General features: G+C 71.5%; 14 protein-coding genes. 12 read left to right on the top strand and 2 right to left on the bottom strand.

Annotated elements, in window-relative coordinates; all coding sequences use genetic code 11:
* Window positions 1–33 precede the first annotated feature (33 nt).
* Window positions 34–228 (bottom strand): hypothetical protein, encoded by a 195-nt coding sequence (locus ACWEJX_RS36035; RefSeq protein WP_451611628.1) that lies wholly within the window; start codon window positions 226–228, stop codon window positions 34–36.
* A gap of 364 nt (window positions 229–592) precedes the next feature.
* Between ACWEJX_RS36035 and ACWEJX_RS36030 the strand changes: the two genes are divergently transcribed.
* The 4 genes from ACWEJX_RS36030 to ACWEJX_RS36015 all read left to right on the top strand — a co-directional run bounded on the left by ACWEJX_RS36030 (window position 593) and on the right by ACWEJX_RS36015 (window position 4,212).
* On the top strand, window positions 593–1,246 hold the full coding sequence (locus ACWEJX_RS36030) for a response regulator transcription factor (protein WP_403798905.1): 654 nt from the start codon (window positions 593–595) through the stop codon (window positions 1,244–1,246).
* A gap of 4 nt (window positions 1,247–1,250) precedes the next feature.
* On the top strand, window positions 1,251–2,486 hold the full coding sequence (locus tag ACWEJX_RS36025; RefSeq protein ID WP_403798907.1) for a sensor histidine kinase: 1,236 nt from the start codon (window positions 1,251–1,253) through the stop codon (window positions 2,484–2,486).
* Window positions 2,487–2,883: 397 nt separating this feature from the next.
* Window positions 2,884–3,180: a DUF4193 domain-containing protein gene (locus ACWEJX_RS36020; RefSeq protein WP_003955561.1), complete on the top strand. Its 297-nt coding sequence runs from the start codon at window positions 2,884–2,886 to the stop codon at window positions 3,178–3,180.
* Between the two features lie 12 nt (window positions 3,181–3,192).
* Window positions 3,193–4,212, top strand: a complete 1,020-nt coding sequence (locus ACWEJX_RS36015) for a hypothetical protein (protein WP_451611627.1) — start codon at window positions 3,193–3,195, stop codon at window positions 4,210–4,212.
* 75 nt (window positions 4,213–4,287) lie between these two features.
* Here the strand turns inward: ACWEJX_RS36015 and ACWEJX_RS36010 are convergent, their stop codons facing one another.
* Window positions 4,288–4,782 (bottom strand): DUF3093 domain-containing protein, encoded by a 495-nt coding sequence (locus tag ACWEJX_RS36010; protein ID WP_451611626.1) that lies wholly within the window; start codon window positions 4,780–4,782, stop codon window positions 4,288–4,290.
* A 58-nt stretch (window positions 4,783–4,840) separates the two neighbouring features.
* Here ACWEJX_RS36010 and ACWEJX_RS36005 point away from each other — a divergent pair, with 58 nt between their 5' ends.
* The 8 genes from ACWEJX_RS36005 to ACWEJX_RS35970 all read left to right on the top strand — a co-directional run bounded on the left by ACWEJX_RS36005 (window position 4,841) and on the right by ACWEJX_RS35970 (window position 12,379).
* Window positions 4,841–5,425, top strand: a complete 585-nt coding sequence (locus ACWEJX_RS36005; protein WP_403798913.1) for a PaaI family thioesterase — start codon at window positions 4,841–4,843, stop codon at window positions 5,423–5,425.
* Window positions 5,425–5,937, top strand: coding sequence for a dUTP diphosphatase (dut, locus tag ACWEJX_RS36000; RefSeq protein ID WP_403798916.1), 513 nt, complete (start codon window positions 5,425–5,427; stop codon window positions 5,935–5,937). The genes ACWEJX_RS36005 and dut overlap by 1 nt, the downstream gene beginning before the upstream one ends.
* Before the next feature lies 1 nt (window position 5,938).
* Entirely contained in the window at window positions 5,939–6,697 is a 759-nt protein-coding gene (locus ACWEJX_RS35995; RefSeq protein ID WP_451611625.1) for a DUF3710 domain-containing protein, read from the top strand.
* A 210-nt stretch (window positions 6,698–6,907) separates the two neighbouring features.
* Window positions 6,908–7,576, top strand: a complete 669-nt coding sequence (locus ACWEJX_RS35990; protein ID WP_403799294.1) for an ABC transporter ATP-binding protein — start codon at window positions 6,908–6,910, stop codon at window positions 7,574–7,576.
* A 101-nt stretch (window positions 7,577–7,677) separates the two neighbouring features.
* Complete coding sequence (locus ACWEJX_RS35985; protein ID WP_451611624.1) at window positions 7,678–10,245, top strand: DUF4118 domain-containing protein; 2,568 nt, start codon at window positions 7,678–7,680, stop codon at window positions 10,243–10,245.
* A gap of 101 nt (window positions 10,246–10,346) precedes the next feature.
* Window positions 10,347–11,033, top strand: coding sequence for a response regulator (locus tag ACWEJX_RS35980; protein WP_451611623.1), 687 nt, complete (start codon window positions 10,347–10,349; stop codon window positions 11,031–11,033).
* A 164-nt stretch (window positions 11,034–11,197) separates the two neighbouring features.
* Complete coding sequence (locus ACWEJX_RS35975; RefSeq protein ID WP_389207795.1) at window positions 11,198–11,596, top strand: OB-fold nucleic acid binding domain-containing protein; 399 nt, start codon at window positions 11,198–11,200, stop codon at window positions 11,594–11,596.
* A gap of 3 nt (window positions 11,597–11,599) precedes the next feature.
* Entirely contained in the window at window positions 11,600–12,379 is a 780-nt protein-coding gene (locus ACWEJX_RS35970) for a DUF3159 domain-containing protein (protein WP_451611622.1), read from the top strand.
* Window positions 12,380–12,433: the final 54 nt, after the last annotated feature.

The raw sequence follows: 12,433 nt of genomic DNA, 5'->3' as shown, positions 1-12,433 counted from the left end.
ACGGACCGAAGCCCTGGCAGACTTCCTCCACACCTACAACCACCACCGCTGCCACACCGCGCTGGCCGCGCCGACCTCCACGCCGTGTTCGGCGGCCAGGCGGTGCAGGTCGTCCAGCTCGGCCTGCTCGACCTCCACCAGGAAGTCGTCGCCCGCCTCACGAGCGCGCGTGAGGTCGGACTGCGTGGTCCTGATGCGGTGCAGCAGCCCTGCGGTGAAAGCGTCCATCGTGCGCCCCCTCGTCGTGGGTCGTGGCACGAAGAGTGCCCGGGGTGGTGGATCACGCACCGCAACCTCTGGGGGACAGAGAGTGGTGGACGGCATGCCGTCCACGGGGCGTGATCGCGGGGTTGCTAGTCGTCCTCCCCAACGCCTTCCTCAGGGAAACCTCAACTGGCCCACGATTCAGGTGAATTCTTCCGACGTGCCCGCGGCGCCCGGCGCGGCGGACGCGGTCGGGGAGCCGTACACCGCCGTCTTACAGCCGGTTTACGCGCGTTCGGGGCAGGATGGACACGCACAGTCAGTGCGCGAAACCGCCCGTCCGCGTCCAGGACCTCCAGGACCGGGGCCCAGGAAAGGATCTACAGACGTGCGCGTACTCGTCGTCGAGGACGAGCAGCTGCTCGCGGATGCGGTGGCCACCGGCCTGCGCCGGGAGGCCATGGCGGTCGACGTCGTGTACGACGGCGCCGCCGCCCTGGAGCGCGTGGGGGTGAACGACTACGACGTCGTCGTCCTCGACCGCGACCTCCCGCTGGTCCACGGCGACGACGTCTGCCGCAAGATCGTCGAACTCGGCATGCCCACCCGCGTCCTGATGCTCACCGCCTCCGGCGACGTCAGCGACCGCGTCGAGGGCCTGGAGCTCGGCGCCGACGACTACCTTCCCAAGCCCTTCGCCTTCACCGAGCTCATCGCCCGCGTCCGCGCCCTGGGCCGTCGCACCACCGTCCCGCTTCCGCCCGTCCTGGAGCGCGCCGGCATCAAGCTCGACCCCAACCGCCGCGAGGTCTTCCGCGACGGCAAGGAGGTCCAGCTGGCGCCCAAGGAGTTCGCCGTCCTGGAGGTCCTGATGCGCAGCGAGGGCGCGGTCGTCTCGGCCGAGCAGCTGCTGGAGAAGGCGTGGGACGAGAACACCGACCCGTTCACCAACGTGGTCCGGGTCACCGTGATGACCTTGCGCCGCAAGCTGGGCGAGCCGCCGGTCATCGTCACCGTCCCCGGCTCGGGATACCGGATCTGAATCGATGGCCCAGACCCCGGCGCCCCTGCACGCGCCCCCGAAACCGACCTGGGACCCCCGTGACCCGGTCCGCCCGCTGCTGCGCCCGACCATCCGGATAAGACTCACGCTGCTCTACGGCGGGATGTTCCTGATCGCCGGCATCCTGCTGCTCGCGATCATCTACCTGTTCACCGCGCAGGCGCTCCGCGAGAGCACCTCCGAGCTGCCCTTCAAGGTGGTCAGCGGCACGGTCACGGCCACCACCGACTGGTGCAACCTGCCCGACAAGTCCACCGGCGAGCAGATCAACAACGCCGCCTCGATATGTCTGCGGCACCAGAGCGACCTCGCCCTGGACGACCTGCTGCGCCGCTCGCTGTTCGCCCTGCTCGGCCTGAGCATCATCGCCTTCGCCTTCGGCTACGCGATGGCCGGCCGGGTGCTCTCCCCGCTCGGCCGGATCACCCGCACCGCCCGCCAGGTGGCCGGATCCGATCTCTCCCGGCGGATCGAGCTGGACGGCCCGGACGACGAGCTCAAGGAGCTCGCCGACACCTTCGACGAGATGCTGGAGCGCCTGGAGCGCGCCTTCAGCGCCCAGCAGCGCTTCGTCGCGAACGCCTCGCACGAGCTGCGCACGCCGCTGGCGATCAACCGCACGCTCCTGGAGGTCCAGCTCTCGGACCCGGGGGCGCCGGTGGAGCTCCAGCAGCTCGGCAAGACCCTGCTCGCCACCAACGAGCGCAGCGAGCAGCTCGTCGAGGGCCTGCTGCTGCTCGCCCGCAGCGACAACGAGATCGTCGAGCGAAAACCGGTCGACCTCGCCGAGGTCGCCTCCCGGGCCATGGACCAGGTGCACGCCGAGGCCGAGGCCAAGGGCGTGGAGTTCCGCGGCGAGCGGGCCCCTGCCGTGGTCCAGGGCAACGGAGTGCTGCTCGAACGGATCGCGCTGAACCTGGTGCAGAACGCCGTCCGGTACAACGTCCCGGAGGACGGCTGGGTCGAGGTCGTCACCTCGACGCAGAACGGCCAGGCGGTCCTGGAGGTGTCCAACACCGGGCCCGTGGTCCCCGCGTACGAGATCGACAATCTTTTCGAGCCATTCCGGCGGCTCCGCCAGGAGCGCACCGGCAGCGACAAGGGCGTCGGCCTCGGCCTTTCGATCGCGCGCTCCGTGGCGCGCGCCCACGGCGGCCGTATCATCGCCGAGCCCCGCGAGGGCGGCGGCCTCGTGATGAGGGTCACCCTGCCGATCTGACTACACTGCATGTGCCGACCGGATTTGTTCGCCTTGCGCTAAATTTCCGGTTCTCATTCCTGAGACGGTCCTGTGTGATCGATCACAGGATTGAGTGTCCGGTCCTCCACTCTCCGTGATCGCGAATTCTCTCGGAAAACCCGGAAAAGTCCGGGTTTCCAGGGGTCCGAATGACGGGAAGTACACGGGGTGGCGCCCGTGAAGGAGGTCCGACGGACCGTGTACGGTCCGGTTCGCCACCCAAAGCCGATCACTCGTGAGAGGGCGGATTGGGTGTCGATTGAGTAACAGACCTTGATGTGAGGCAAAATCTCCGCCTCGGGTCGGGCACAAGTCCGGCCTCTCACGCGTTACGTGCGCTGGAGACACCGCAAACCACCCAGAGGGGGAGAGCGACATGGCAACGGATTACGACACCCCACGCAAGACCGACGACGACGTCGACTCGGACAGCCTTGAAGAACTGAAGGCCCGGCGCAACGACAAGTCGACCTCGACCGTCGACGTCGACGAGTTCGAGGCCGCCGAGGGCCTTGAGCTCCCGGGCGCCGACCTCTCGAACGAGGAGCTGGCGGTCCGAGTGCTGCCGAAGCAGGCGGACGAGTTCACCTGCATGAGTTGCTTCCTCGTGCACCACCGCAGCCAGCTGGCTCGGGAGAAGAACGGCCAGCCGATCTGCCGCGACTGCGACTGAGATCGAGCGGCCGTGGCAGGCGACACACCGTCTCGACCGTCTCGGAAGCGGCGGCTCCGGCTCCCCGGGAGGCCGGAGACGTACCAGGGCGGCTCAGGCCCGGCGGAGGGCGTCCTCGACGCATCCTCGGCCGAGCACTCCGCCCACCTGCCCACACCTGGCGCACGTGACGACGGGCGAGGCCATCCGGCCTCGCTCGAAGCAGCGGACGCCGCCCTCCGGGCCGTTCCGGACCCGGACCGACCCGACGGCACCCCCGAGGCCTCCCGGGCCCGCACAGGGGGCGTCCTGAGGCGCGTGGCCAACCCCGCGCGCGTCCAGCTCGACCGCATCAAGCTCGACAGTGCCCGCATCGACGCCGTACGGCGCGGAGTCAAGCGCGGCGGTCAGGGCGCCCGGGCCGGCATCGGCTATCTCGCGGACCGGCTCATCGAGCTGGCCCCGCGCGTGCCCGTACGGGACCTGGCCACCCTGCGCCGGCAGTTCCCCGGGCTCGGCCCGGAGCAGCTCGCCGACAAGCTCGTCCTCGGCGCGGCCAACGCCAGCGCCACCGTCGGCGCCGGCATCGGCGCCGCCGCGATGCTGCCCGTACCGCCCGCGATGCCCGCCGAGCTGGCCGCGGAGATCACCGGCGTCGCCGCCATCGAGCTGAAGCTCGTCGCCGAGCTGCACGAGGTCTACGGCCTCCGGCCGCCCGGCACACTCGCCCAGCGCTCGACGGCGTACCTGACCTCCTGGGCGGAGGAGCGCGGCATCGACCCCACCCGGCCCACCACCGTCAACGCGGCCCTCGGCGGACAGCTCAAGCGCGAACTGCGCCAGCAGATCACGAAGCGCATGGTGCGCAACCTGCCGAACCTCACCCCGTTCATGGTGGGCGCCGCCGTCGGCGCCGTGATGAACCGGCGGGACACCAGGAAGGTCGCCGGGCACATCCGCAGGGACCTGCGCGCCCGCCAGATCCCCTGGGACGCCCTCCCGGCGCTGCCCCCGCTGGAGCAGCCGGAGAACCCCAAGGAGATCGACTTCTAGCCCCTGGGAGACCGCTGAGGCTCCACAGGGGCGGACGCCGGGACTCCTCCAGGGGCGGACCGGGAGCGACGGGTCCTACGCGGCCGCCTCGGCGCGGGCCTTCTCCAGGGCGGTCACGAGGCCCTCGGGGTTCCGGCTGGACAGGTAGACGTACGGCGTCGGGTCCGCCGGGTCCGTCACCTCGACCCGTACCGCCTGCGGCACGTAGCTGCGCATCACCATGAAGGCGCGCGGATCGGCCTTGTGCGTACGCCAGGCGCGCGCCTCCTCGGCGTCGAGCACCTCGGGCGCCCCGAGCGCCGACACCGGAATCCGCGCCTCCCCCGCGACCAGCGAACCGGCCACCACCCGGACCCGGGCCGAGCCGTACGAGGAGACCGCCGCCGCGGCCAGCGCCGCCACCACGATCAGACCGGCCAGCGTCGCCACCGGACCCAGCGGGAACATGATCAGGGCGCCGGACAGGCCGAACAGCCCCACGATCACCCACCACGAGCGTGGCGCGGTCAGGCGCTCGTCGAAGCTCGGCGCGGCGGGCTGTGCGGGGGACGGTGCGGAAGGCTGCTGCATGCGTCCAAGCTTGGCACGGCGAGACCCGCGCCCGGCCGCGCGGGTAAGGTCTGCGCCTGTGACAGGAACATCGCCCGCTCTCACCCCGCCGGCCGACGCCATAGCGCCGGTCCGCCACCCCGACGCGCCCGCCCCCGGCGAGCTCCTCGGCGCGCACTACGAGTACTGCTTCGGGTGCGGCGGCGGGCAGCCCCACGGTCTCCACCTGGAGGCCCGCGCGGGCGAGGGCGTGACCGTCACCGCCGAGTTCACCGTGACCCCCGACCACCAGGGCGCGCCCGGTCTCGCGCACGGCGGCGTCCTCGCCACCGCGCTCGACGAGACCCTCGGCTCCCTGAACTGGCTGCTCCGCGTCATCGCCGTGACCGGACGCCTGGAGACCGACTTCGCCCGGCCCGTGCCGGTCGGCACCGTGCTCCACCTGGAGGCCGAGGTCACCGCCGTGCACGGCCGAAAGATCTACTCGACCGCCGTCGGCCGGATCGGCGGGCCCGAGGGCCCCGTCGCCGTCCGCGCCGACGCCCTCTTCATCGAGGTCAAGGTCGACCACTTCATCGACAACGGGCGCCCGGAGGAGATCCAGGCCGCCATGTCCGACCCCGACCAGGTCAGGCGCGCCCGCGCCTTCGAGGTGAACCCCTGATGCGCAATCCCGTCGACGTACTCATCCGCCGCCTGGACCCGGACGTGCCGATCCCGGCCTACGGCCACCCCGGCGACGCCGGTGCCGATCTGGTGACCACCGAGGCCGCCGAGCTCGCCCCGGGGGAGCGCGCCGTGCTGCCCACCGGGGTCTCCATCGCCCTCCCCGACGGCTACGCCGCCTTCGTCCACCCGCGCTCCGGCCTCGCCGCCCGCTGCGGCGTCGCGCTCGTGAATGCCCCAGGGACGGTCGATGCCGGGTACCGTGGAGAGATCAAGGTGATCGTGGTCAATCTGGACCCGCGCGAGAGCGTGCGGTTCGAACGGTTCGACCGGATCGCCCAACTGGTCGTCCAGCAGGTCGAGAAGGTGCGCTTCCACGAGGTGGCGGAGCTTCCCGGCTCCGCGCGGGCCGAGGGGGGCTTCGGGTCCACCGGCGGTCATGCCGCCGTGGACGGCTCTACGGGTGGGAATCGATACGCTTCGGTCGTATCCGACCGGGAAGGACAGTGACGTGTTCGGACGTCGCAAGAAGAGCGGTACCGCTGACGCAGCGGGCGAGGCCGAGCAGGTCGTCGATGCCGTCGACACCGATGACGCCGCCGGCGAGTCGCGCCGGGTGAACCTTCCGCCGGCGCCGCGGCCCGACGGGCCCTGGGACATTTCCGAGGTCAGCAAGCCGGAGGAGGGGCGCGTCGACCTCGGCGGCCTCTTCGTGCCCGGCGTCGAGGGCATGGAGCTGCGCGTGGAGGTGGCGGGCGACGCGATCGTCGCGGCCACCGTCGTGCTGCGCGACAGCGCCGTCCAGCTGCAGGCGTTCGCCGCGCCCAAGAACGAGGGCATCTGGGGCGAGGTCCGCGACGAGATCGCCGGGGGCATCACCCAGCAGGGCGGCGCCATCGAGGAGGTCGAGGGCCCGCTGGGCTGGGAGCTGCGCGCCCAGGTCCCGGTGCAGCTGCCCGACGGCAACCGGGGCGTCCAGCTGGTGCGCTTCGTGGGTGTCGACGGCCCCCGCTGGTTCCTGCGCGGTGTGATCTCCGGGCAGGGCGCCGTGCAGCCCGAGGCCGCCGGCCTCCTTGAGCAGATCGTGCGCGACACCGTGGTCGTCCGCGGCGAGGGCCCGATGGCCCCGCGCGACCCGATCGTCCTCAAGCTGCCCAACGACGCCCAGATGGTGCCGGACGGCGTGCAGGCAGAGGACCAGGCCGGCTCCCGGTTCTCCGGCGGCATGGGCCAGCTCCAGCGCGGACCGGAGATCTCCGAGGTCCGCTGACCCGCCACAACATCGAATCGGTGGGCCGCTCCCCGCACGGGGAGCGGCCCACCGTGCGTTGTCCACAGGCCGTTGTCCACAGGTCTGGCACCCGCCCTCGTGATCGGCACATACTGGCGGCGCACACGTTCGAACCAGGGGGGTTTCACGGTGAGTGAGAGCAACGCGCGTACGGGCACGGCCGTCATCGAGGACCAGGCCGGCGCGCCGATGGTCCGGGTGGAGAACCTGCACCGCTCGTACGGGACGGGCGAGGCAGCCGTGCACGCCCTGCGCGGAGTCTCCTTCGACATCCCGCGCGGTGAGCTGGTCGCCCTCAAGGGCCGCTCCGGCTCCGGCAAGACCACCCTGCTCAACCTGGTGGGCGGCCTCGACACCGCCGACCGGGGCCGCATCGTCATCGACGGCATCGACCTCGCCGAGCTCGGCGAGGAAGGCCTCCTGGAGTTGCGCCGCGACAAGATCGGCTTCATCTTCCAGTCCTTCGGGCTGATACCGATCCTGTCCGCCGCCGAGAACGTCGGCGTGCCGATGCGGCTGCGCAAGGCCGACCCCAAGGAGCGCGAGGAGCGGGTCGCCCTGCTGCTCGCCCTGGTGGGGCTCGCCGACCACGCCGCCCAGCGCCCCGGGGAGCTCTCCGGCGGCCAGCAGCAGCGGGTCGCCATCGCCCGCGCCCTCGCCAACCGGCCCGCGCTGCTGATCGCCGACGAGCCGACCGGACAGCTGGACGCCGAGACCGGCCTCGCGGTCATGGAGCTGCTGCGCGCCGTGGTCCGCAGCGAGGGCTGCACGGCCCTGGTCGCCACCCACGACTCCCAGCTCCTCGGCCTCGCCGACCGGGTGCTCGAACTGAGCGACGGCGAGATCATCGAGCACTGAGCCGCTGCCCTCCGGTCGCGCACATCAGGATCACGTCAAGACGGTCCCCGGTCGCCGATACCCGTGCGGAATGTCCCTTTCGCGGGACGTATGGTCGAGCCATGGGACGCGGCAGACTACGGATCTACCTGGGAGCGGCACCGGGCGTCGGCAAGACGTACGCGATGCTGTCCGAGGCGCACCGGCGCGTGGAGCGCGGTACGGACTGCGTCGTCGCGTTCGTGGAGTCCCACGGCCGGCCGCGTACGGAGGTGATGCTGCACGGCCTGGAGACGGTGCCGCGCCGGGAGCTCACCTACCGGGGCGCCGCCTTCACCGAGATGGACGTCGACGCCGTGCTGGCCCGCAGGCCGGCCGTCGCGCTGGTCGACGAGCTCGCGCACACCAACGTGCCGGGCTCGCGGAACCCCAAGCGCTGGCAGGACGTGGAGGAGCTGCTCGCGGCCGGGATAGACGTCGTGTCCACGGTGAACATCCAGCACCTGGAGTCGCTCGGTGACGTTGTCGAGTCGATCACCGGAGTGCGGCAGCGGGAGACCGTGCCGGACGAGGTCGTCCGCCGCGCCGACCAGATAGAGCTCGTCGACATGTCGCCGCAGGCGCTGCGGCGGCGCATGGCCCACGGCAACATCTACAAGCCGGACAAGGTCGACGCGGCCCTGTCCAACTACTTCCGCCCGGGCAACCTCACCGCCCTGCGGGAGCTCGCCCTGCTGTGGACGGCGGACCGGGTCGACGAGTACCTGCGGCAGTACCGCGGCGAGCACAACATCCAGTCCACCTGGCAGGCCCGCGAGCGGATCGTCGTCGGCCTCACCGGCGGCCCCGAAGGACGCACCCTCATCCGCCGGGCCACCAGGCTCGCCGAGAAGGGCGCCGGCGGCGAAGTGCTCGCCGTCTACGTCTCCCGCAGCGACGGGCTCACCTCCGCGTCGCCCAAGGAGCTGGCCGTCCAGCGGACCCTGGTCGAAGACCTCGGCGGAACGTTCCACCACGTCATAGGCGACGACGTGCCCGCCGCCCTCCTGGAGTTCGCCCGCGGCGTCAACGCCACCCAGATCGTCCTCGGCTCCAGTCGCCGCCGCTCCTGGCAGTACGTCCTCGGGCCGGGCGTCGGCCAGACCGTCGCCCGCGACTCCGGGCCCGACCTCGACGTCCACATCGTCACCCACGAGGAGGCCGCCAAGGGCCGCGGCCTGCCCGTCGCCCGCGGCGCCCGGCTCGGCCGCGCCCGCATCGTCTGGGGCTGGCTGGTCGGCGTCGCCGGTCCCGCGCTGCTCACCCTGCTGCTCACCCATGTCGACGCGCAGCTCGGGCTCGCCAACGACATGCTGCTCTTCCTCGCCCTGACCGTCGCCGCCGCCCTCCTGGGCGGCTTCCTGCCGGCCCTCGCCTCGGCGGCCTTCGGCTCCCTGCTCCTCAACTGGTTCTTCACCCCGCCACTGCACCGGCTGACCATCGCCGACCCCAAGAACATCGTGGCCATCGCCGTCTTCTTCGGCGTCGCCATGTCCGTCGCCTCCGTCGTTGACCTGGCCGCCCGCCGCACCCAGCAGGCCGCCCGGCTGCGCGCCGAGTCCGAGGTGCTGTCCTACCTCGCGGGCAGCGTGCTGCGCGGCGAGTCCAGCCTGGAGGCCCTGCTCGAACGGCTCCGGGAGACCTTCTCCATGGAGTCCGTCGCGCTCCTGGAGCGCTCCGGCGACCTGGAACCCTGGACCTGCGCCGCCAGCGTCGGCGCCCGGCCGGTGGCCCGGCCCGAGGACGCCGACGTCGACATGCCCGTCGGCGACCACCTGGCGCTCGCCCTCACCGGGCGCGTCCTGCCCGCCGAGGACCGCCGGGTGCTCGGCGCCTTCGCCGCCCAGGCGGCGGTCGTCCTCGACCGCCAGCGCCTCGTCGACGAGGCCGAGGAGGCCCGCAAGCTGGCCGAGGGCAACAAGATCCGCACCTCGCTGCTGGCCGCCGTCAGCCACGACCTGCGCACCCCGCTCGCCGGCATCAAGGCGTCGGTGTCGTCCCTCCGCTCCGACGACGTCGAGTGGTCCGAGGAGGACCGGGCCCTGCTCCTCGAAGGGATCGAGGAGGGCGCCGACCGCCTCGACCACCTCGTCGGCAACCTCCTCGACATGTCCCGGCTCCAGACCGGCACCGTCACGCCGCTCATCCGCCCCACCGACCTCGACGAGGTCGTGCCCATGGCCCTCGGCGGCGTCCCCGACGGCAGCGTCGACCTCGACATCCCCGAGACGCTGCCCATGGTCGCCGTCGACCGCGGCCTCCTGGAGCGGGCCGTCGCCAACATCGTCGAGAACGCCGTCAAGTACAGCCCCGGCGGCACCCCCGTCACCGTCGGTGCCAGCGTCCTCGGCGAGCGCCTCGAACTGCGCGTCACCGACCGCGGCCCCGGCGTCCCCGACGAGGGCAAGGACGGCATCTTCGAGCCCTTCCAGCGCTTCGGCGACGCCCCGCGCGGCTCCGGCGTCGGCCTCGGCCTCGCGGTCGCCCGCGGCTTCGTCGAGGCCATGGGCGGCACCATCAGCGCCGAGGACACCCCCGGCGGCGGACTCACCATGGTGCTCACCCTCAGGACCGCCCCCGGCCCGGGCTCCGGCACCGCCCCGTCCCCGGAGCCCGGCGCCGCCAAGACGGACACGCACACCTTCACGTAACTCACGTAACGCGTAACTTTCGTAACTCGCGGATTCACGGAACCCGTCCGTACGGGATCCCGTCCCACGGAACGCCCCAACGACAAGGAAGGCCCTCCTCCATGACCCGGGTCCTGGTGGTCGACGACGAGCCACAGATCGTCCGCGCCCTGGTGATCAACCTCAAGGCGCGGAAGTACGAGGTCGACGCGGCGCCCGACGGCGCCACCGCCCTCCGGCTCGCCGCCGAGCGCCATCCCGACGTCGTCGTCCTCGACCTCGGGCTGCCCGACATGGACGGCGTCGAGGTGATCAAGGGCCTGCGCGGCTGGACCCGGGTGCCGATCCTGGTGCTCTCCGCCCGGCAGACCTCCGACGAGAAGGTCGAGGCCCTCGACGCCGGCGCCGACGACTACGTCACCAAGCCCTTCGGCATGGACGAGCTGCTCGCCCGACTGCGCGCCGCGGTCCGCCGCGCCGAGCCGGTCGGCGGCGCCGAGGACGACGTGGTGGTCGTCGAGACCGCCGGCTTCACCGTCGACCTGGCGGCGAAGAAGGTCCACCGCGACGGCAAGGACGTCCGGCTCACCCCCACCGAATGGCACCTCCTGGAGGTCCTGGTCCGCCACAGCGGCCGCCTGGTGAGCCAGAAGCAGCTGCTGCAGGAGGTCTGGGGGCCCTCGTACGGCACCGAGACCAACTACCTGCGCGTGTACATGGCGCAGCTGCGGCGGAAGCTGGAGCGGGACCCCTCACATCCGCGCCACTTCGTCACCGAACCGGGCATGGGTTACCGCTTCGAACGCTGAGTGCGATACCGGGTCGGATGCCGGCTTCGGCACCCGGTTCGGGAGCGGCTTCGATGCCGGCGCGGTGCCGGCTCCGGTAGGGGCGCGGTGCCGGCTCCGGTACCCGTTTCGGTGCCCGGTTCGGTGCCGGGTTCGGTGTCGGCGGGGGCCGGTACGCTTTCTGTATGAGTGCTGCACCGCGTACAGAGAAGCCGGCCGGACGCTTCCGCCGTATGCTCGACCGCCTTTCCACCTCGCAGGAGGAGCTGGAGTCGGTGGAGCTCCAGGAGGACACGGCCGCTTCGGGGTGCACGCGTATCTCCGACTGTTCCGACCGCCAGATAGTCAAGGTGACTGGTACGTTGCGCACGGTCACCCTGCGCCCCCGGGCGGGTGTGCCCGCGCTGGAGGCCGAGCTCTTCGACGGCACGGCACCACTGGACGTCGTCTGGCTGGGCCGCCGGTCCATCGTGGGCATCGAACCGGGCCGCAAGCTGATCGCCTCCGGCCGGATCTCCATGAGCCACGGCCGGCGGGTCCTCTTCAACCCCAAATACGAGCTGCGACCGCTCGGACAGGAGTAGCCGGTGACGCCAGTCGACAAGCCGACCACGGACCGGGACACCCAGGCACAGGCCCAGGCCCAGGCCGACAAGGCGGTGACCGAGGCGGCCCTCTTCGAGGCGTTCGGCGGGGTGCGCGGCATGGTGGAGACGGTCCTGCCGGGCCTGCTCTTCGTCACGATCTTCACGATCAACAAGAACCTGCACGTGTCGGCGATCGCCGCCCTCGCCGTCTCCCTCGTCCTGGTGCTCGTCCGGCTGGTCCGCCGCGACACCGTCAAGCACGCCTTCAGCGGCGTCTTCGGCGTCGCCTTCGGTGTCGTCTTCGCGATGATGACCGGCAACGCCAAGGACTTCTACCTGCCGGGCATGCTCTACACGCTCGGCCTGGCCCTCGCCTACATCGTCACGACCCTCGCCGGCGTGCCGCTGATCGGCCTCATGCTGGGCCCGGTCTTCAAGGAGAACCTCTCCTGGCGCACCCGTAACCCGGGACGCAAGAAGGCGTACGCGAAGGCCAGCTGGGCCTGGGGCCTGATCCTGCTGGCCAAGTGCGCGATCCTCTTCCCGCTGTACTGGTGGGCCGACCCCACCAAGTTCGGCTGGGTGTCGGTCGCCCTGAAGATCCCGCCGTTCCTGCTCTCGGTCTATCTGACCTGGGTGTTCCTCGCCAAGGCGCCGCCGCCGATCAACGTCTTCGCCGAGATGGAGGCCGAGGAGAAGGCCGAGAAGGCCAAGGCCGAAGAGGCGCGCAGGGCCGAGGAGGCCGGCAAGGCCGCGGCTCAGGGCCGTACGGACGGATAGCCCGGAGACGTACGAGAAGGGGCCCGGGACCTGTCACAGGTCCCGGGCCCCTCT

The sequence above is a fragment of the Streptomyces sp. NPDC004788 genome (assembly GCF_053601115.1).
The sequence above is the reverse complement of the archived record's forward strand: the minus strand, read 5'-3'. Positions and strand labels throughout refer to the sequence as shown.